Below are 19,844 nucleotides of genomic sequence, written 5' to 3' on the forward strand. Positions count from 1 at the left end.
TCCGGTTCGACTCATGAGGGATCTCGTATCCTTCCAGGGGCCTTCGCCCCTCGTCCCGACACTTCGCCGACGATTCGGCGCCGGGAACCCTGAATGGTCCCCACGATCTAGACCACTCGGCCCGGCTTTGTAAGTGAAGTTTCGGCCCCGCTCTCCGTGTCCGACAACTCACCCCGATGCGCCTCGGCTCCCAACCGCGGCAACGCGTCGACCGAACGGTAACCGCGGACTCTAACCGGGGATCTTCGCCGGGCAGAGCCCATCCATCAGCAAATTCCACACGTCGTTGTATGCCACACCAATGGCCGGGTCGGACCACTCGGCGGCATGGGCCGGGTGGTGGAACCGGGACGTCGCGACCAGCACCGCCCGGCCGGCGGCCACGGGGTCGACATTGCGGAATGTGCCTTCTTGCATGCCGGAGCCGATGACCAGCGCGACCAGACCGACCAACTCGTCGACGTGGGCGGCGACGACGGACTGGGCGTCGGCCCCCAGCGTCCGATAGGCTAAGAACAGCTCCGGGTCGTCGGCGGCCCGGCGGCGTTTGACGGCGACCAGGGCGTCGATCAGTCTCCGTAACCGCTGCGGGGCCGGGTCCGACAGGGCGGCGATGGCCCGAAGCGGGGGCATGGTCTCCTCCACCCACCGCCCGACGACCAGGTCCCGTAGCTCGGCCTTGGTCGCCACGTGCCGGTAGACGGCCGTGTGGCTCACGCCCAAGGCCCGGGCCACGTCCACAACGGTCGCCTTGGCCGGACCGTACCGCCGGATGATCTCTTCGGCAGCGGCCAGAATCCGATCGCGGGTTAACGGGGCGTCAGCGGGGGACATGGAGACCTCTCGACACGCTGGATCAACCGGAGAGCCTGTCACAATCCGTGGTTCGCCGTCCCGATCCCGTCCAACTCCGCCAGGGTTTCCGGCGAAAGCGGCAACTGAGCGGAGGCCAGGTTCTCGCGGAGGTGGGCGACCGACGACGTGCCGGGGATCAGCAGGATGTTGGGCGACCGGTGCAGCAGCCATGCCAGCGCAACCTGCATCGGCGTGGCCCCGAGTCGGCCCGCGACCGACGACAGGGTGGACGACTGCAGCGGCGAGAACCCGCCGAGGGGGAAGAACGGCACGTAGGCGATGCCCTGCCGGGCCAGGTCGTCAATCAGGGCGTCGTCGTGGCGGTGGGCCAGGTTGTAGTGGTTCTGCACGCACACGACCTCGGTGATCGCCTGCGCCTCGGCCACCTGGGTGGCCGTGACGTTGCTCAGGCCGATGTGGTGGATCAGCCCCTGGCGTTTGAGGTCGGCCAGCACCGTCACCTGCGCGGCGATGGACCCCTCCTCGGGGCCGTGCCCCGCCCCCATCACACGGTAGTTGACGACGTCGAGTGCGTCCAGGCCCAGGTTGCGGAGGTTGTCGTGGACGCCGTCAGTCAGCTCTTGGGGCGAGATGGCCGGCTGCCACGACTTGTCGGGAGGTCGGCGGCCCCCGAGCTTGGTGACGATCACCAGTCCCGCGGGGTACGGGTGCAGCGCCTGCCGGAGGATCTGGTTGGTGACGTGCGGGCCATAGAAGTCACTGGTATCAATGTGGTTGACGCCGGCCGCGACGGCCTGGCGGACCACGGCGACGGCACCGTCCGGGTCCTTGGGTGGCCCCCAGACTCCGGGGCCGGCCAGTTGCATCGCGCCGTAGCCCATCCGTTGGACGGTCAATGACGTGCCGGGGAATGTGAACCGGCCGCCGAGCGTAGCTTCACCAGAATTAGCGAGGAAGCCCCCCGGCTTTAGCCGCGCGGAGGAATCGCGTGTGTCTTTGTTCATGCTAGCCTCTTGACTTAGCGACCTGAACTGCCTGTGATTGGGATATGAAACTGACATTGCAGACCCAACTCTTCCCCGACAAGACCCACTCCGCGCCCCTCAAGGCGACAGTCGAGCGGTTCAACGAAGCCGCCGAATGGTTGGCCGGGGAAGCGTTCGCGATCAAAGTCAGTAACAAGACTGAGCTCCAGAAGACGCACTACGCCTTGCTCCGCGAGCGATTCGGCCTCTCGGCCCAGATGGCCGTGCGGTGTATCGCCCAGGTCTGCGAAGCGTACAAGCGGGACAAGACCAAGCGGCCCCACTTCCGCAAGCACACCGCGATGCCGTTCGACCCACGGATGATGTCGTTCAAGGAGGCCGACCGAGTCAGCCTCCTGACCTTGGAGGGTCGTGTTGTCGTGCCGTTCGTGATGGGGAGGTACCAGACCGAGCAGTTCACCAACGCCAAGGGGCAGGCCGATCTGGTGCTCCGCAAGGACGGTAAGTGGTTCTTGTTGGTGACCGTGGACGTGGCCGATGGAACACCGATTCCCACCACCGACTTCCTCGGCATCGACCTGGGAATTGCCAACATCGCCACGGATAGCGACGGCAACGAGCACAGCGGCAGGCCGGTCGAGAGGACCAGGAAAAAGCACAACCGGCTTGGGGCAAAGACGCGCGTAACCGGCTCTCCACTTGGTCGTTCGGCCAACTCGTGGCGTTTCTCGCGTACAAAGCCACGCTCGCAGGCGTGCCCGTTGTGACCGTGGATCCACGCAACACGTCCCGGATGTGCCACGAGTGCGGCCACTGTTGTCGAGAGAACCGAACGAGCCAAGCGAAATTCCTCTGCGTGTCGTGCGGCCATCGTGCGAACGCGGACCAAAACGCCGCCCGGAATATCCGGGCTCAGGCCACCCGTAAGATGGCCTTAGTTCAAGTTTCGCACTTTTCCCAAATGTCAAATTCCGACTTGTAGATTCAATAGGGCTCCAAAAAAAACGTCGGCGTCTCTGTCAGTTTTTGGCAAATTGTTTGGGCCTTACACCGAACAATTTCCCCTGACACAGGACGCCGACCCATGGAACTTACACCCTCCTTCCTCCTCTTGCTACAGCAATTCACACCCGTCTTCACCAATCCCTCCTTCCACACCTTCACCTTGATCGCCTCCGGCTGGATCCTCTCGAATCGCCACCGCTATATTACCGAACTCATCTTCTCCAGCGGCCAGGTTGGCATCGGACATTGGTCACGCTTCCATCGCTTCTTCAGCCATGCCGCTTGGGACCTCGATCACTTCTCGATGTCCCTGGCCAAGCTTGTCGTCTCCATCCTCGCACCGGGCGCCACTTTTTACTGGGCCGTCGACGACACCCTCTGCCGAAAACGCGGACTCACCCTCTACGGCGCCGGCATGCACTACGACCCACTCATCTCCAGTCGAGCCAAAGCTCTCGTCAGTTGGGGACACGACTGGGTCGTCCTCTGCCTGATCGTCGTCCACCCGTTCTGGGCACCGACCAAAGTCTTTGCCTTGCCCATCGCCATGCGGCTCTATGTCAACCGCCAAGGCTTAACCAAGGGCAAAAAGAACCAGAAAAAGAAAAAGGCAAAGCCCGATCCCAATCATCGCACCCGCCCCGAACTCGCGATGGAATTGATCCACTTGGCGGCGGACTGGTTCCCCGACGACGAGATCGTCATCACCGGCGACAGCGCCTATGGGGGCCAGAGCATCCTCGGCCAACTTCCGCCCACGGTCCATCTCATTAGCCATGTCCATCCCAAGGGGGCCCTCTATGAGCCAGCGCCTCCCAAGGAGGAGAAATCCAAAGGGGCGCCCCGCAAGAAAGGCCAGCGCCTCCCCGGCATGAAGGAGTGGGCCGAGGATGCGAATCAACCCTGGACCCCACACGACTTTGACCAGTTCGGGCTCCATGCCAGCTTGGCGGTCAAGACGATCCAGGCCCTCTACTACAAGGCCGGCAAGGACCGACTCCTGACGATCGTCTTGGTGCGTGACCTCCAGGGGAAACGTCCCGATCAGATGTTCTACTGCACCAAGCTCGATTGGACCGTCCCGCAGATTCTCTCGGCCTACTCGTACCGTTGGGCAATCGAATGTACTTTTGAAAATACCAAGCAACTTCTCGGCCTCGAGGATCCCGCCAATCGCCTCCCCAAGGCCATCGAGCGAACCGCGCCGATGGCGTTGTTTCTCTACAGCTTGGTGGTGGTTTGGTTCCACCAGACCGGTCATCGATTTCTTCGTTTTCCGGTCCGCCCGTGGTATCCGAAGAAGCAAGAGGCCTCGTTTGCCGACCTGCTGACGACCTTGAGGCGGGTCAGCTATGAGGAGAAAACCGAGGGAGCGCTATCCAACCGGTATGACCTAAAAGCCTGGATTGCGCAGCTCACCGAGTTTCTCAGCCGCGCGGGCTGAGCCGACATCGGCCGGAGATTTCGGCCCTCACTCGCACTTGATCAAGGGGTCGCCGGGGTCGATAACAGGCCTCGGGCCGCTCCCGATCCGTCCCTGTTTATGCGAAACTTGAACTTAGAACTGGCGGGAGTTAACTCCCAGCCGGAAAGCCCCGCCCTTTAGGACTGGGGATTCTTACTCATCGTTTGGCTCCTTATCCTGTGCGGACAGGAGCAAGTGTAGGCGGCAAGGTTTCAGAAGTCAAAAATTGAAACCTGAAATGCGGTATAACGACTAATCCTTGGGCGAGCCTTATCGGACGGGGGCTCCGCGGCCAGGCACCTAGACTGGCCACATGTCACACAGACCACACCAAGCATCACGCATTCCCTCATTTCCTGACCCCATGTCCACCAACTCAGATAGCTTCTTTGTCACACTCAAATCCTTTTGCAATCTCCAAAAAACAAAGAACGGCATACAGTTTGATCCGGATGATGACTTCGTTAACCAACGGTTCGACCTTGACGATGGCTTCTTCAATCGGCGGATCTTCCTCAAGCACACCTTGCGATAATAGTTCCATGCGTCTGTAATGGTCATGGAGCGTGGGACTCGGAGCGAGCACCCACCACTTGTCGGCTCCAGGGTCCCAAAGCTGCCCAAGTCGAAAACGAAATCGGTTCTCCACGGGTTGGTCACGTTCGATTCCAAGTGCGGGGTAATCGACGGGAGTCCCGAGCGGGATATGGTCCGGAAGCCGGCCATCGCATGACCATGCTCCCTCGACTGTGAATTCATCGAAGCGGCCGACACCCAGAAGCACGTATGCCGAGAAAACCGGGCTCACCTGCCATCGGAAAAAGGCGCCAACCGGCAGGTATCGGGTCGGTCGCAGGAAGGAACTGAGGCAAAGCTTGCTTCAAACCGACCTCAAAGCGTTTCCTCACAAGTTTTCCTAATTTGCTCCTCATAAAAACGATTCCAATCAATTTAGACACAGTTAGGGATTGATTCACCTGTAAAAGGCAAGCTGAAGTCCGATTAGATTTTGAGGATCGCCAGCCAGGCACCTAGACCGACTTTTCGTTTTTGAAGGCTAATGAAGAGGCCAACATCCCGGGGCCTCCCATCTTCTCTGTTTTTACGCCGCTGACTTCATCAGCGGACGACCCGTGTAGGTCCAGCGAAACGGCTTCGCGAATACCTTGTTGAAATAGGTAAGGAAGTTCAACAGCTTTGATTGCAGATCATTCACCGACGTGAACGAACCGCGACGAATCACCTTTCGCATGATCACTCCGAAGATCACCTCGATCTGGTTCAGCCACGAGCTGTGCTTCGGAAGATATACAAATCGAATCCGATGACTTGTGTCCGACAAGAACGCTTGCCGGCTCGCCACCGACTTCAGCACCCCACGTTTACCTTTTTTGCCCAATTCCAGGGGGATTTCACACGCCACGGCAATCTGATTCACCAGGCTTTCCGTGCAATGAATGTTCAAGTTGTCCGCTATAAATACCCACGATCCCTCCGGGTCCAGAGTCAACGTCTGCTCGATGTGACGGACGAAGTCCGCCTCGGTTCGCGTCGGGCCAATCGTTTGAGTGAGCATCTTTCCGGTCGTTACTTCGAAGTTGCCGATCAGGCATAACGTCCCGTGTCGGATATACTCAAACTCGATCCGTTCGCACTTCTCTGCGATCATCCCCTTGGTGGGAGCGATCCGCTCCAGCGCCTGGAGACCGGTCATCTCATCAATGCAAACGGTGTGGGTCGCATCGTTCCGCTCCCGCTCCGACGCCATGAGGTACGTGTCACAGACCGTCTTGACTTGCTCCTCAAAACGTTGAGGATCCTTCTCCGTGGTGTTGAGCCAATACCGGCTCTTGTGGGGCTGCAAGGCGGCCTCATCCAGGTAACGGCTCACCTGGGACGATGAGATCGATACCACAATGCCGCGTTTGACGACCTCATCGGCCAGTTCCCGAGCGGTCCAGTGGGTGATCGGTCGGCCCGACTTCTCAGGCGGCTCACAAGCGATCGCCAAGATCTGGGTGACCTGCTCTGGGGTGAACTTGCTGGGGGCGCCGGGGCGTGGTTCGTCGGTGAGGACGGCTTCAATCGCATGGCGCAGTTTGGCGCGAGTCTCGCAGCATTCGATGTTGATCAGTTTCTCCCAAGCGTTGGCCCAGCGTCGTCGCCAGCGTCCGACCTGGCGGTGGACCAGACCGACCGCCTCGGCGATCTCTTGATTGCGAAGGCCGTCGAAGCCCATCAGGATGATCGAGGCGCGTTGCCGGAGTCGCGAGGGTGCCGTGGTGGCACGGGACAAAGTCCGAAGGATTTCCTGCTGGCACTCGGTAATGGTGATCTTGGCCGCCTGGCCCGGCATGACGTGTGAACTCCTGGTGGCTGGTAAGTTAGTCCATCCAGGTAATTTTGGGGTGTTCGTCAACCCCTTGGGCTATCGAATACGAAAAGTCGGTCTAGAGCGCCGAACAGTTGAATGGCGCGCGGTTTGAAAGGAAGTCGCGGCAAGGAGGTGGCCGATGACACCCTCTTCTCAAGATCTCCGACAGCGGGTCCTCGAGACGATCCAGCGCGGTGACGGATCGGTACGCCAGATCGCGAACCGGTTCCTGGTCAGTCTCTCCTTCGTCACACGCTTGCTCCAACTCCATCGCACAACCGGCTCGGTCGAACCCAGACCGCACGGCGGTGGCAATCCCGCCGTGCTCGGGTCCGAGGACCTGGAACGGCTTCGGGAATTGATCCGCCACCAGCCCGATGCCACGCTCGAGGAATGCCGCCAACGACTCGGCCTCTCGTACAGCCTGATGACCATCTCGCACGCCCTGAGCAAATTGGGGCTGCCACGCAAGAAGAAGGGGCCCTGTGCCCAGAGGCAGGACCGCCCGGACGTCCAGGAGCAGCGGCGAGAATTCTGCGAGCGACTCGCTGGCGTGGACCCGATACGCCTGGTTTTCGTGGACGAATGCGGGGCCAACACGGCGATGACCCGGACTTATGGCCGCGCCCCGGTGGGCCAGCGCGTCTACGCCACGACGCCCGGGCACTGGGAGTCGATCACGCTGACCAGCGGGATGCACCTCTCCGGGGTGACGGCGACGTTGGCCTTCCCGGGGGCCACCAACACCGACGTGTTCGAGGGCTACGTGGAACAGGTGTTGGTCCCGGATTTGAAGCCGGGGGACGTGGTGATCTGGGACAATCTCAAGCCGCACCAGTCGGAAGATGCGATCGAGGCCGTCGAGACGGCCGGAGCGGAGGTGGTGCCGTTGCCGCCGTGGAGTCCAGACCTGACGCCGATTGAGGAGATGTTCTCGAAGGTCAAGGGGGCGATGAGGACGGCGGCGGCCCGAACGACGGAGGCGGTCTATGCGGCGTTCGGTTCGGCCTTACATGACGTGACCCCCGAAAACATCGCCGGATGGTTCCAGGACCGTGCGGCGTATGCTATGCAACGGTGAGGCGCTCTAGACGGGGCATGACAGGGACACTGGGTAGTTCATTGCGGTTGGTAGTCGTGTGGCCGTTCTCTCTAAAACCTCTCCAGTCTACCCACTGAAGTATCTGGCGATGACCGGCCTATGACCGATCAAGATTCGCCGGGCCGGCTTTGCGGACTGCCTCGACACGCATGTGAGCTTTCCACGGCAGTCCACCAGGGTGAGGGAGATGAATATCATCCCGTAGACCCAAGGCCGTGGTCTGCGAAATTCGGGACGATCTAAAACTGGCGAACTGCCTGATTCCGCTCCTGCATCTCGTCGCTGGGCTCCGAGACCGCGGGACGGTCTAAAGAAAATCCAGCGGTACGACGGCCTGAGGAAAGCGTCGCGAAGGATCGTCGTTTTTTTGGTCCAGGCATTGGAGGGGCCACTATAATCCCACGCTCACGGAAAGGAACGCACCGAAATTTCTTCGAGAGAAAGTGAGGGTCCCCCCATGGTGGACGGTGACATACTCTTCCGGCCGTTGAATTTAGGCCCGATCACGCTGCCCAATCGGATCGTGATGTCACCCTTGACTCGCCTCCGAGCCGACGCGCGGTGCGTCCCGACCGACCTGATGGTGAGTTACTATGCGCAGCGGGCGACGGCCGGACTGATCCTGACGGAGGGGACGCACCCGAGCCCGATGGGCCGGGGCTACACGTATTGCCCCGGCCTCCACAATTCCGAGCAGGCTGCGGCCTGGCGGAAGGTGACCGACGTCGTCCACCAGGCCGGCGGCCGGATCTTCGTCCAGCTCATGCACGCTGGGCGAGTCTCGCATTCTTCGTTGCTTCCCGGCAACGCCCTGCCGGTCGCACCGTCGGCCATCCGGCTCTCCGGCCTCGTCCATACTTTCGCCGGCAAGGTGGCGTTCGAGACACCCCGCGCCATCGAGACAGAAGAGATCCCCGGCGTCGTCGCGGAATATCGCCGTGCCGCCGAGTTGGCGGTCGACGCCGGCTTCGATGGCGTCGAGATCCACGCCGCCACCGGCTACCTGCCCAACCAGTTCCTGGTCAGCGGATCGAACCGTCGGACCGACCGCTACGGGGGATCTGTCGAGAACCGTGCCAGATTCCTGCTGGAAGTCGTCGACGCCGTGGCGGGCGTGCGAGGCGGCGAACGCGTTGGGGTCAAGATCGCCCCCGGCTTCACGGTCAACGAGATGGAGGACGACGACCCGATAGGGACGTTCACCCACGTCGCCCAGTCGCTTGCCCCTTTTCGACTCGCGTACCTCCACGTCGGCTACGACTCCGGCTACTCGCGAGGGGGTTCGATGCCGGGGCTCAGACCGGTCGACCTCATGCGCGCGGCCTACCACGGAACACTCCTCGCCGTCGGCGGATTCAACCGACAGACCGGCCAGCAGGCGCTCGCCTCGGGCCGCGCCGATGCGATCGTCTTCGGTCGTCCGTATATTGCAAACCCCGATCTGGTGGAGCGATTCGCCCGCGACAGCCCCCTCAACCCGCTGGACCTCACCACCTTGTACGGCGGCGATGAGAGAGGCTACACCGACTATCCGACGATCCACATGGGCAGCAATGGCAAGCAATAAACACAAACATTATTATATTAAGTTTTCACTGATTATGGTTTGGTCACGGGCCGGTGAAACGACATCGTGAGGGAGAACGAGCGACTCGGGGAGATTCGTGATCGACGCCTGCGAGGCCGCCCATGAAAGAGAGGCGCACAATGCCGGAGAAGCCTGGATCAGAGAGCAGCTCATCTGAGTCCGCGGTCGGGTTCGGCCCCAACGCGGGCGGCAAATTCTCGCAGGAGGACTCTCACCACCCGGCCGCCGGCTGGGGGGCCGCGATCAGCGTCGGCCAGGTCCTGCTCAAGCAGCACGAACTGATCGACGGCACCCGCGTCGTCTTCAAGATGAACCACGAGAACGGGGGATACGACTGCCCCGGTTGCGCCTGGCCCGACGACCGGCACGGCCTGACCATGGACATCTGTGAGAACGGTATCAAGCACGCGACATGGGAGCTGACCAAGAAGAAGACGACGCCCGACTTCTTCGCGGCCCACACAGTCTCCGAACTGGCGACCTGGAGCGACTTCGCCTTGGAGGACCAGGGCCGTCTCACTGACCCGATGCAATACGACGCCGAGAGCGACAAATATGTCCCCGTGTCGTGGGAAGACGCGTTTGCCCTGGTCGGCAACCACCTCCGGGGGTTGGACGACCCAAATCAGGCTGCCTTCTACACGTCGGGGCGTCTGAGCAACGAGGCGACCTTCCTCTACCAGCTTTGGGCGCGCGAGTTGGGCACCAATAACCTGCCCGACTGCTCGAACATGTGCCACGAGGCCAGCGGCCGGGCGATGCAGGCCGCCGTCGGTACCGGCAAGGGAACGTGCGACCTGGTCGACTGGCAGAAGACCGACTGCCTGATCATCATGGGAGTGAACGCAGCCTCGAACGCACCTCGGATGCTGACCTCCCTGGCCGAGGCCTCTCGTCGTGGGGCAAGCATCATCCACGTCAACCCGCTTGTTGAGGCCGCCGCGCGCCGCACGATCGTGCCGCACGACATCCTCCGTATGGCCACCTTCCAATCGACGCGGACGAGCACGCTCAACGTCCAGCCCCGGATCGCGGGAGACCTGGCGCTGATGAGGGGCGTCGCCAAACACCTGTTCGAGTGCGAGAAGTCCGACCCCAAGGCGATCGACCGCCAGTTCATCGAGCGGCACACCGCCGGGTTCGATGCCTACCGATCCGTGGTCGAGGCGACCCCGTGGCGCGAGATCGAGCGGCAATCCGGGCTGCCGGAGCCCAAGATCCGGGAGATGGCGGAGGTCTACCGTAAGTCACGCTCGGCGATCATCGGCTGGTGCCTGGGCCTGACCCAGCAGGAGCACGCGTGCGATACGATCCGCGAGATCGTCAACGTCTTGCTGATGCGAGGCAACATCGGCCGCGAGGGGGCCGGCCCCTGCCCGATCCGCGGGCACTCGAACGTGCAAGGGAACCGCACCTGCGGCATCGACCACCGGCCCGGCGAGGACTGGCTCGCCCGCATGGACCAGGCCTGCGGGATCACCTCGCCCCGGGCCCCCGGGCTCGACACCGTCCGCGTCATCCCGGCGATGATCCGCGGCGAGGTGAAGGTCTTCGTCGGCATGGGCGGCAACTTCGCCCGGGCCGCCCCCGACCCGGCCTCCACCTTCCCGGCGCTCCGGAACTGCGACCTGACGGTTCATGTGAGCACCAAATTGAATCGCAGCCACATCGTCCATGGGCGCGACGCCCTCATCCTGCCCTGCCTGGGACGGACCGAGAAGGACCACGGCAGGAATGGCCTGCAGGGAATCACCGTCGAGGACTCGATGAGCATGGTCCACCTTTCCTTCGGAATGAAGGAGGCCCGCTCGCCCCACCCGCGTTCGGAAGTCGCGATCATCGCCGGGTTGGCGACGGCCTCCCTCCCAAACTCGAAGACCCCCTGGGCCGACTACGCGGTCGAGTACGACCTCATCCGCGACAAGATGGCCGAGGCAATCGCCGGTTTCGAGGACTTCAACCGCCGGGTCCGCCAGCCGCTCGGCTTCCGGCTCAAGCAGCCGGCCCGCGAACTGGTCTTCCTCACCGACACCGGGAAGGCCAACTTCTCCACCGCGCCGCTGGCCGACGTCGCGCCCGTCGGAGGACGGCTCCTGCTGGGGACGATGCGGTCGCACGACCAGTGGAACACGACGATCTACTCGGACGACGACCGCTACCGGGGGGTGAAGAACTTGCGGACGCTGGTCTTCATGAACGCCGAGGATATGAAGGAGCGTGGGTTGGCGAAGTTTGACCTGGTCGACATCACGAGCTTCGCCAAGGACGGCTCGACTCGCCAGGTCCGGGGCTATCGGGCCATCCCCTATGACCTGCCGCCCGGGTCGTCGATGGGCTATATGCCCGAGCTGAACGTGCTCTGCCCCATCGGCGACTCCAGCCCACAGAGTGACCAGCCGCTCATGAAGCACGTCATCGTCGAGATCAATCGCTCGGGAGCGAAGCCATGAAACCTCGTTGCCACCGATCGGACATCGCGAGGATTTCAGGAGTCGGCTTCGATGGGAGGCGATTGTCTCACGCATCGCGCTCACCGCCTCGAGTGGTCAGGACCGCGTTGGCGATGAAGTTGTAGCCTTGTAACCGTCGCCGAGCTCAAGACATCGTTCTGGGGGTCGATGATGAACCAGCTCGGTATCACTCTCGTTGAAGTCCAGCTCGCCATTCCTCGCTGACGTTCGGGTTATTTCTTGACGTGTTTGTCGAGGAACTCCCTGATCAGTTTGGCGATCTCGTCGCCGTTGGTCTCCAGGGCGAAGTGACCGGCGTCGATGAGGTGGTACTCCAACGTCTTCAGGTCCCGCTTGTAGGGTTCGGCCCCGGCGGGCGGGAAAATCTGGTCGTTCTTGCCCCAGGCGATCAGCATCGGCGGCTGGTACTTGCGGAAATACTCCTGCCAACTCGGGTAGAGCGGCGGGTTGCTACCGTAGCTAAGGAAGAGGTCGAGCTGAATCTCGTCGTTCCCCTTGCGGTCGAGGAGGAACTGGTCGTGGGCCGCCCCATCAGGGCTCACGAGCTCCGGATTCTTCGCCCCGGTCATGTACTGCCACTTGGTTGCCTCGTAGGTGACCAGCCCACGAATGGCATCTCGCTTTTCCTTGCTCTTCGGCTCCTTCCAGTACGCCTTGATCGGCTTCCAGAAGTCGTTGTCGAGGCCCTCGTCGTAGGCGTTGCCGTTCTGGACCACGATGGCGGTGATCCGCTCCGGGTGCTTGACCGCGAGCCTGTAGCCGACCGGGGCGCCGTAGTCCTGGACGTAAATGGCGTACTTCGTCAGGCCGAGCTTCTCGGTGAACTCGTCGATCACCTTCGCCAGGTTGTCGAAGGTGTAGGTGAACTTGTCGTGCATCGGCATCGAACTGTGGCCGTAGCCGGGATAGTCCGGGGCGAGCACGTGATACTTGTCCCCCAGCGCGGGGATCAGCATGCGGAACATCTGCGAGCTGGTCGGGAATCCATGGAGCAGCAGAATCGTGGGGGCATCCTTCGGCCCCGCCTCGCGGTAGAAGATGTCCAGGTCACCGATCTTCACGGTCTTGTGGAACACCTTGACCGGCGATTGGGCGTTGGTTGGAAGTCCGATGGCGAATACCATGGCTGCGAACAGGGGGAAGCGGATCATGAACGAGGCTCCTTGAGAGCGAGATCAGGGGATCCAAAATGCAAGTGTGGTCGGCGAGGTTCCCTCTCGCAACCTTGCCAGGGCTCAGATCAGCAAAATCATCGCATGCAGTGTCGATCGATGCCACTTGTCCGCGGTTCGGGATTATCGCCCTGAAGTCCATGGCCGCATATCGGCGACAGGAACTTGGCTTGCACAAAACAAGCCGCCCGAACGGGCGGCTTCGACGGTTTTCTTTCCTCCATGGCGATCTTCTCCAAGTCCTTCGCCTCCCTCCTCTTTGCCGAGTACGATGAGGACCATTGTTTCGATCCTCCTTCACGCGAACCAATGAGGAGCAACAATGGCGGGGATCTCCCAGCACTTACGAAACCTCGTCGTCGCCTTCCTCCTCATGGCATCAACCTCTTCCACGCTCGGCCAGAGCGGGCGGGTGACCCTGGTCAAGACGCCGGCCAGCGGAATCCAGCCCCAAGCCGTTTGCGACTCCCAACGGGTCGTTCACCTCATCTACTTCAAGGGCCCGCCGACCGGGGGGGACCTCTTTTACGTACGGAGCCAGCCCGGAACGACCGAGTTCGCTCCACCGATCCGGGTCAACCGCCAGGACGGGAGCGCGGTGGCGGCCGGCACGATCCGAGGAGCGCAAATCGCCTTGGGTCAGGGGGGGCGCATCCATGTGGCCTGGAACGGTTCCTCCGCGGCGCGGCCGGCCAACCCAATCGAAGGGGCGCCGATGCTCTATACCCGTTCGCAGAGTTCGGGCCAGGGCTTCGAGCCCGAGCGCAACTTGATGAGGCAGACCTTTGGCCTCGACGGAGGAGGAACGGTGGCCGCCGACACCGCCGGGACAGTCTATGTCGCCTGGCACGGTCGACTCGCCGCCGACCCCGACGGAGAGAAAGGACGTCGCGTCTGGATCGCCCGATCCAAGGATGATGGGGTGACCTTCGCACCCGAGGAACCCGTCATGGCGCGAAACGCCGGCGCCTGTGCGTGCTGCGGCACCAAAGCCCTCGTCGATTCCCAGGGAACACTCTATTCGCTCTACCGCGCCGTCAGCGACAAAATGAATCGAGACATGATCCTGCTTCGGTCAGCCGATCACGGTGCCCACTTCCGAGCGACGTCACTCCAACCCTGGCGAGTCGCGGCCTGTCCGATGAGCAGTGCGGCCCTCGTTGAGGGCCCTTCGGGCGTGGTCGCCGCCTGGGAGACGATGGGGCAAGTCGCTTTCGCCCGCATCGACCCGCAGACCGGCGCCGTCGCGCCACCGATCGCGCCGCCCGGTGAAGGCCAGCGCAAGCACCCGGCCCTGGCCGTGAATGCCCAAGGAGAAACCCTCCTCGTCTGGGCCGAGGGGACCGGCTGGCAACGTGGCGGAGCCCTCGCCTGGCGGATCTTCGACCCGGAGGGACGGGCGACCCGAGAATCGGGACGCCTTGAAGGGGGAATCCCTGTCTGGGGCCTGCCAACCGCCGTGGCACACCCCGACGGCCGGTTCACGGTCATCCATTGAGTCAAGAACGTGAGCCACCAGTCGACCGCGAGGATCACGACGTGAAGACCCGCCTATCGTTCGACCGCCTCGAAGGGGAGAGGCAGGAGATCGCCGTGCTCCTGACCGACGACGGCACGGCAATCAACCTCCCGAAACGGCTCCTCCCCAAGGCGGCTCGCCCCGGAGACGTGCTGTCGCTCTCGCTCGCCCGAGACGTCCAGGCCACCCGACAACTGGCCGACCAGACCAAGGCGATCCAGGCGGAGCTGAAAGCCACCGACCCGGGTGGAGACATCAAGCTATGAGGTTCGTCTCCCGCGTTGTCGTCGCCGTCTGCCTCTGCCTTCCGATCGCATCCTGCGCCGCGCCGACGCCCCCCCACGCCCTGCCAGGGACGGTCACCGTCTCGATCCTTGACGTCGGCCAGGGCGACGCAATTCTGATTCGTTCTCCCGAAGGGAAGACCGCCCTGATCGACGCCGGTCCATCCGCAAACATCGTGTCAACGCTTGAACAACAAGGCGTGAGCTCGCTTGACCTCGTCGTCGTCAGCCACCACCACGCCGATCACTATGGCGGCATGGACGAGGTCATCCGCGCGTTCCGCCCTCGGTTCTTTCTGGCCTCGTCGTCATCGCACACGAGCGAGCCCTACTTGAAGCTGCTCCGGCTCGTGCGCGATCGGGGGATCCCGGCGATCGGCCCCACGCCGGAGCCTCGAAAGATTGAGCTCGGCACCGTCGTGCTCACGATCTTCCCCCAGGCGCCGAACGACCCCAGGGAAGAAAACAACAATAGCGTCGGGATCCGGGTCGACTACGGCCGATTCTCGGTGCTGCTTGCGGGCGACGCACAAACTCAAGAGCGGCGGTGGTGGGAACGCACCGCGCCGAACTTATGCGCGGATTCCACCGTTTTGAAGCTGGCCCATCACGGCAGCCGCAACGGAACCGACGCCCGTTGGCTCGACCTGGTCCGCCCCCGCGTCGCCGTGGCCAGCCTGGGCAAGAATAACGACTACCACCATCCTCACCCCGAGACCGTGGAGCTCCTGGCCCGGTACGACATCCCCCTGCTCCGTACCGACCGAGACGGGACCGTGACGATCCGGAGCGACGGCCTCCACTGGCAAGTCTTCACTCACCCCGATGTTTCGACCGGTTGGTCCGGTTTCGACCCGCGCAGGCGCAGTCGAGCCCGGAGCGATCGCCACGCCAAGCCGACGCCGACCTTGGGTCTGATCAACATCAACAAGGCGAGCAAGACCCAGCTCCGGAAGATCCCCGGGATCGGTCAAGTCCTCGCCGATCGGATCGTCAAGGGCCGGCCCTATCGAACGGTCGACGACCTGGTTCGCGTCGAAGGGATCGGCGAAAAGCGGCTCGCGGAAATCCGGCCCTACGTGCGTGCACGCTGAATACCGGGGCGACGTGCTCGCAGCGTCGCGAGCACCTCACCCCGGGGGGGATGGATCAGGACAAGAGAGTCCCGATCGACGTCCCCTGACTCAAGCGGATCGGCCGGCCAACCGGAGAGACGTTCTCCTTGTGGGGCTCGAGCCCGACCGCCTTCAGGATGGTGGCGTGAATGTCAGCGACCGGAGTCGGTTGCGTCGGGTTTTTGACCCCTTCAGGATCGGTCTCGCCAATCACCTGCCCGCCGCGGATCCCGCCACCGGCGATCGCCAGGCTGAATCCGTTCGGCCAGTGGTCCCGGCCGCCGGCCAGGTTGACCTTGGGGGTCCGGCCAAACTCCCCGGTACAGAGAACGACCGTCCGGTCGAGCGTCCCCCGCTCCTTCAGATCGCGAATCAAGGCGCTGAGGGCCGGGTCGAGCTCGCCCGCGAGTTTGCGGTGGGTCGCATGGTTGTTAACATGCGTATCCCAGCCGTTCAAGGTGACTTCCACGCAGCGGACCCCGACCTCGGTCAGGCGCCTGGCGGCCAGGCAGGCCCGCCCGAACGGGGTGTCGCCATAGCCCTCACGGATCGCGGCGGGTTCCTGCTTGACGTCGAACGCCTTCAACTGGGCCGACGTCATCATGACCCGGGCTCGCTCGATCGTCTCGCGATGCAAGGTCGCCGCGACCGGGCCTTGCCGCCCCCGCCGGAACGCGCGCTCGACGACCTCCAGGTCGATCGCGCGCTGGGCCTCACGCCGCGGCGAGACCTTCGAGGTCACGTCGGGCAACGGTTGGAGCGGGTCGCCCGCTTTGAAGGCGTCGTATTCCCCCCCGAGGAAACCGCCTCGACCCGGCCACTGGCCCGGCAGGATCGAGATGTGCCGGGGAATGCCGGTCCCCCCGAGGGGAGTTCGTGGCAGCAGATGGCCCCAATCGAAGGATGCTCAACAGTCGGGTCGGGCCGATATCCATTCTTCATGAAGTAGGTTCCGCGCTCGTGATCCCCCTCCTGGCTCACGAGCGAGCGGACCAGCGCGACCGACGTCATCACCTCGGCCAGCCGCTCATAGCCCTGGGCAAGCTGGACCCCCTTGACGGCCGTCGCGATCGCCTGGGTTCCGCCCGCAATCCGCTTGCCCGGGTGGGGATCGAATGTCTCGAGCTGGCTCGGACCACCGGCCAACCAGATCAGGATCACCGACTGCGCCGGTTGCCGACGCGCCTCCGCCTGCGCGGCCAACAGGTGGCCGACCGGGGTCAACCAGCTCAACCCCGCCAGCCCGGCAAACCTCAAAAAGTCCCGACGCCCCGGAAAAACGAGACTCTCGTCCCGTCGCGACCGATGGCCATGTTCGGGAACCAAGCCCTGCCGATCTTCCATGGGACCTCCATGCTGACGACGGGGCACCCGTCCCATTTACTTAAACGATCCGACCAGTCAGTCCCGCCAAATTTCCTGGAGCATTCCCAAATTCGGCTTATCCAGAACTACCCAGGCAATCACTTCCCGGTTTCACCCTCCCCGAAAATGACGGCAGTCAGCGAGCGAACTCCCGTCGACAAACCACAAGCCTGGCCCTCACCCCTTGACTTCCTCACTCAAGGTTTTTAGGGTCACCCTTAGTTAATAACGTTTCTTAACTATCTGACGGCGTGGTGATGTGGTCCGTTGCACGATTGGAGTGCGGCCCATTCTCGGGAGAGGATCCATGAGGCGTACAACGGGGAGAGTGGGCCGTGTGCTCGCCGGGCTTCGAGCCATCGGGATGGCTGCCGTCGGCGTGGTCGCCCTCAGTGGAACGTCGAGGAGTGGGGAGGGGCCGGATTTCGATCGTCAGGTTGCGCCGATTTTTATCATGCGTTGCCTCGAATGCCATAACGAGGCCGGGGCATTGGGTGGCTTGGTCCTGACAAGGATCGAATCGTTGAAGCGTGGCGGGGAGAGTGGCGAGGCGATCGTCGGGGGAAAACCCGAGGAAAGCCTGCTCCTCGAGCGGGTGGTGGATGGCGAGATGCCCCCGAAACGCCAAGGGCACTCCCAGAAGCTCTCCGAGCCGGAAATCGCCACGTTGCGTGCCTGGATCGCAGCAGGCGCCCCCTGGCCGGCCGGTCGAAAGCTCGACCGCGACGAGAAGACGACCGCAGTACGTGCGGGGCGCGACTGGTGGTCGCTCCATCCGCTGGAACGGCCCAGTGTGCCCACGACAAACCAGGCCTATTGGGTCAAGAACCCGATCGACGCCTTCATTCTCGCAAAGTTGGAAGCCGAGGGATTGAGTCCCGCTCCCCGCGCCGATCGCCGCCAATTGATCCGCCGCGCCTCGTTTGATTTACTCGGCCTGCCCCCCAGCGCCCACGAGGTGGACGAGTTCGTGCGCGATGAGACGCCGTTAGCTTATGAGAATTTGATCACGAGGCTGCTCGAATCACCGCACTATGGCGAGCGCTGGGGGCGGTACTGGCTCGATCTCGCGCGGTATGCCGAAACCAGCGGCTACGAGCGCGACCAAGAAAAGCCGGGGGCCTGGAAGTACCGCGATTGGGTCGTCCGCGCGCTCAATGAAGACAAGCCTTACGATCGATTCGTTCAAGAACAGCTCGCGGGCGACGAGCTTCCCGACCGTGACGAGCAAACGGTCGTCGCGACCGGGTTCTTGCGGCTGGGCACCTGGAACGATGAGCCCAATGATCCTCAAGACTACAAGTATGAGCGATTGGAAGATCTCGTTCACGTCACGAGCACAGCGTTCCTGGGCATGACGGTGAAGTGTGCGCGCTGTCACGATCACAAGTTCGACCCGATCCCGCAGACCGATTATTATCGCCTGGCCGCCGCGTTCTGGCCCGGGCCGATCGAACCGCGAACGGGCGCGCTCCTGGGGGGCCCGAGCCGGGAAGAGCTGGGGTATGACGTGCTCGGCTGGACCGACGTAACGCGCGACCCGCCCGCGTTCCACCTGCTGCATAAGGGGGAGCTCAGTCGCCCCGGCCCCGTCGTACCGCCGGGCGTCCTCTCGATGATTCCGAGCCTGGACAAGCCGTTTCATCCCCCCTCCGCGCAATCCAAAACCACCGAGCGCCGGCGACAACTCGCGAACTGGATCACCGACCCGAGCAATCCGCTCACCCCGCGCGTGGCGGTGAATCGACTCTGGCAGCATCACTTCGGCCATGGCCTTGTCAGTTCCTCGGACAATTTCGGGTTCAATGGCCAAAAGCCATCGCACCCGGAACTCCTCGACTGGCTGGCCGACGCGTTTGTCCGCGGTGGTTGGAAGTCGAAACCCATTCACTTCCTGATGATGACCTCGCAGGCCTACCAACAAGCCACGGTCCATCCCAACCATGAGTCCTACTCCAAGAAAGACGCGGACAACCGCCTGGTTTGGCGGGCAATCCGCCGGAGGCAAGACGCCGAGGCGCTTCGCGACGCGATCTTATCCGTGAGCGGTCAACTCGACCTGCGAGTCGGCGGCCCGAGCTTCCGGCCGGTCATCAATCCGGAAGCGCTTGACGGCCTGTCCAATATCAAGACTCATGCGACCCCCTCGCCCGCGAGCGAACAAGGCCGACGCAGCCTCTACATGTATTCGCGCCGCAGCTTGATCCATCCGCTTATGACGACGTTTGACGCATGCGATACCACCTTGCCCTGCGGTGAACGTGACATCAGCGTCGTCGCTCCCCAAGCGTTGGCCTTGCTCAACGGGGCGTTCGTTCACGAGCAGAGTCGGCGCGTGGCCGAGCTCGTCCTCGCGACCGCGAGCCAAGATCGAGCCGCGAGCGTCGAAGGAGCCTGGCGGCGCGTCCTCGCTCGTTCTCCGACCAAGACCGAGTTGGCGGCGGCCCTTGAACACCTCGAGCGGCAATCCATTCAGTTTCGTGATCACCCGGAAGCCGGCACGCTTGCCCTCGCTTCGCTCTGCCACGTTTTGATGAACAGCAACGAATTCATGTTTGTCGACTGAACGCGAACGCGTTAGG

The 19,844-nt window shown here is 62.8% G+C and carries 15 protein-coding genes and 1 pseudogene; 10 read left to right on the forward strand and 6 right to left on the reverse strand.

Going from position 1 to position 19,844, the window contains the following annotated elements:
* Window positions 1–231: 231 nt before the first annotated feature.
* Both BUS42_RS14030 and BUS42_RS14035 read right to left on the reverse strand, forming a co-directional pair.
* Entirely contained in the window at window positions 232–834 is a 603-nt protein-coding gene (locus BUS42_RS14030; RefSeq protein WP_074307443.1) for a TetR/AcrR family transcriptional regulator, read from the reverse strand.
* 38 nt (window positions 835–872) lie between these two features.
* Window positions 873–1,820: an aldo/keto reductase family oxidoreductase gene (locus BUS42_RS14035; protein WP_074307444.1), complete on the reverse strand. Its 948-nt coding sequence runs from the start codon at window positions 1,818–1,820 to the stop codon at window positions 873–875.
* Between the two features lie 44 nt (window positions 1,821–1,864).
* Between BUS42_RS14035 and BUS42_RS14040 the strand changes: the two genes are divergently transcribed.
* From BUS42_RS14040 to BUS42_RS14050, 3 genes are all read left to right on the forward strand, one after another.
* Window positions 1,865–2,569, forward strand: coding sequence for a transposase (locus BUS42_RS14040; RefSeq protein ID WP_074307445.1), 705 nt, complete (start codon window positions 1,865–1,867; stop codon window positions 2,567–2,569).
* A complete protein-coding gene (locus BUS42_RS46460) occupies window positions 2,521–2,784 on the forward strand; it encodes a zinc ribbon domain-containing protein (RefSeq protein ID WP_074307446.1) in 264 nt (87 codons plus the stop codon). The genes BUS42_RS14040 and BUS42_RS46460 overlap by 49 nt, the downstream gene beginning before the upstream one ends.
* Before the next feature lie 102 nt (window positions 2,785–2,886).
* Window positions 2,887–4,251 (forward strand): IS701 family transposase, encoded by a 1,365-nt coding sequence (locus BUS42_RS14050; RefSeq protein WP_074304624.1) that lies wholly within the window; start codon window positions 2,887–2,889, stop codon window positions 4,249–4,251.
* 397 nt (window positions 4,252–4,648) lie between these two features.
* Here BUS42_RS14050 and BUS42_RS14055 read toward each other — a convergent pair whose 3' ends face one another.
* Window positions 4,649–5,080 (reverse strand): hypothetical protein, encoded by a 432-nt coding sequence (locus tag BUS42_RS14055; RefSeq protein WP_074307447.1) that lies wholly within the window; start codon window positions 5,078–5,080, stop codon window positions 4,649–4,651.
* Between the two features lie 294 nt (window positions 5,081–5,374).
* Window positions 5,375–6,628, reverse strand: a complete 1,254-nt coding sequence (locus tag BUS42_RS14060) for an IS630 family transposase (protein ID WP_074306086.1) — start codon at window positions 6,626–6,628, stop codon at window positions 5,375–5,377.
* 157 nt (window positions 6,629–6,785) lie between these two features.
* Here BUS42_RS14060 and BUS42_RS14065 point away from each other — a divergent pair, with 157 nt between their 5' ends.
* The 3 genes from BUS42_RS14065 to BUS42_RS14075 all read left to right on the forward strand — a co-directional run bounded on the left by BUS42_RS14065 (window position 6,786) and on the right by BUS42_RS14075 (window position 11,786).
* Window positions 6,786–7,727 (forward strand): IS630 family transposase, encoded by a 942-nt coding sequence (locus BUS42_RS14065; RefSeq protein ID WP_074307448.1) that lies wholly within the window; start codon window positions 6,786–6,788, stop codon window positions 7,725–7,727.
* A 478-nt stretch (window positions 7,728–8,205) separates the two neighbouring features.
* Entirely contained in the window at window positions 8,206–9,315 is a 1,110-nt protein-coding gene (locus BUS42_RS14070) for an alkene reductase (RefSeq protein WP_074307449.1), read from the forward strand.
* 140 nt (window positions 9,316–9,455) lie between these two features.
* Window positions 9,456–11,786 carry an FdhF/YdeP family oxidoreductase gene (locus tag BUS42_RS14075; RefSeq protein WP_074307450.1) on the forward strand — a complete coding sequence of 777 codons (2,331 nt, stop codon included), beginning with the start codon at window positions 9,456–9,458 and terminating at the stop codon, window positions 11,784–11,786.
* A 233-nt stretch (window positions 11,787–12,019) separates the two neighbouring features.
* Here BUS42_RS14075 and BUS42_RS14080 read toward each other — a convergent pair whose 3' ends face one another.
* Entirely contained in the window at window positions 12,020–12,958 is a 939-nt protein-coding gene (locus tag BUS42_RS14080) for an alpha/beta fold hydrolase (protein ID WP_074307451.1), read from the reverse strand.
* 343 nt (window positions 12,959–13,301) lie between these two features.
* Here BUS42_RS14080 and BUS42_RS14085 point away from each other — a divergent pair, with 343 nt between their 5' ends.
* From BUS42_RS14085 to BUS42_RS14095, 3 genes are read left to right on the forward strand one after another with little or no spacing between them, the layout of a single operon-like run.
* Window positions 13,302–14,477: a sialidase family protein gene (locus tag BUS42_RS14085; RefSeq protein ID WP_074307452.1), complete on the forward strand. Its 1,176-nt coding sequence runs from the start codon at window positions 13,302–13,304 to the stop codon at window positions 14,475–14,477.
* Between the two features lie 41 nt (window positions 14,478–14,518).
* Window positions 14,519–14,764: a DUF3006 domain-containing protein gene (locus BUS42_RS14090; RefSeq protein ID WP_074307453.1), complete on the forward strand. Its 246-nt coding sequence runs from the start codon at window positions 14,519–14,521 to the stop codon at window positions 14,762–14,764.
* Window positions 14,761–15,876, forward strand: coding sequence for an MBL fold metallo-hydrolase (locus tag BUS42_RS14095; protein WP_074307454.1), 1,116 nt, complete (start codon window positions 14,761–14,763; stop codon window positions 15,874–15,876). Before BUS42_RS14090 ends, BUS42_RS14095 begins: the two co-directional genes overlap by 4 nt.
* Window positions 15,877–15,931: 55 nt before the next feature.
* Here the strand turns inward: BUS42_RS14095 and BUS42_RS14100 are convergent.
* Window positions 15,932–17,277, reverse strand: a pseudogene (locus tag BUS42_RS14100) (DUF1501 domain-containing protein).
* Window positions 17,278–17,569: 292 nt separating this feature from the next.
* Between BUS42_RS14100 and BUS42_RS14105 the strand changes: the two are divergent.
* Window positions 17,570–19,828 carry a PSD1 and planctomycete cytochrome C domain-containing protein gene (locus tag BUS42_RS14105; protein ID WP_074307455.1) on the forward strand — a complete coding sequence of 753 codons (2,259 nt, stop codon included), beginning with the start codon at window positions 17,570–17,572 and terminating at the stop codon, window positions 19,826–19,828.
* Window positions 19,829–19,844: the final 16 nt, after the last annotated feature.

Source organism: Singulisphaera sp. GP187 (assembly GCF_900129635.1).
Classification (GTDB): domain Bacteria; phylum Planctomycetota; class Planctomycetia; order Isosphaerales; family Isosphaeraceae; genus Singulisphaera.

What these genes read in the sequence shown, in the direction of transcription:
- BUS42_RS14030 (WP_074307443.1), bottom strand. Translation starts at nt 834, where the DNA reads ATGTCCCCCGCTGACGCCCCGTTAACCCGCGATCGGATTCTGGCCGCT.
- BUS42_RS14035 (WP_074307444.1), bottom strand. Translation starts at nt 1,820, where the DNA reads ATGAACAAAGACACACGCGATTCCTCCGCGCGGCTAAAGCCGGGGGGC.
- BUS42_RS14040 (WP_074307445.1), top strand. Translation starts at nt 1,865, where the DNA reads ATGAAACTGACATTGCAGACCCAACTCTTCCCCGACAAGACCCACTCC.
- BUS42_RS14050 (WP_074304624.1), top strand. Translation starts at nt 2,887, where the DNA reads ATGGAACTTACACCCTCCTTCCTCCTCTTGCTACAGCAATTCACACCC.
- BUS42_RS14060 (WP_074306086.1), bottom strand. Translation starts at nt 6,628, where the DNA reads ATGCCGGGCCAGGCGGCCAAGATCACCATTACCGAGTGCCAGCAGGAA.
- BUS42_RS14065 (WP_074307448.1), top strand. Translation starts at nt 6,786, where the DNA reads ATGACACCCTCTTCTCAAGATCTCCGACAGCGGGTCCTCGAGACGATC.
- BUS42_RS14070 (WP_074307449.1), top strand. Translation starts at nt 8,206, where the DNA reads ATGGTGGACGGTGACATACTCTTCCGGCCGTTGAATTTAGGCCCGATC.
- BUS42_RS14075 (WP_074307450.1), top strand. Translation starts at nt 9,456, where the DNA reads ATGCCGGAGAAGCCTGGATCAGAGAGCAGCTCATCTGAGTCCGCGGTC.
- BUS42_RS14080 (WP_074307451.1), bottom strand. Translation starts at nt 12,958, where the DNA reads ATGATCCGCTTCCCCCTGTTCGCAGCCATGGTATTCGCCATCGGACTT.
- BUS42_RS14085 (WP_074307452.1), top strand. Translation starts at nt 13,302, where the DNA reads ATGGCGGGGATCTCCCAGCACTTACGAAACCTCGTCGTCGCCTTCCTC.
- BUS42_RS14095 (WP_074307454.1), top strand. Translation starts at nt 14,761, where the DNA reads ATGAGGTTCGTCTCCCGCGTTGTCGTCGCCGTCTGCCTCTGCCTTCCG.
- BUS42_RS14105 (WP_074307455.1), top strand. Translation starts at nt 17,570, where the DNA reads ATGAGGCGTACAACGGGGAGAGTGGGCCGTGTGCTCGCCGGGCTTCGA.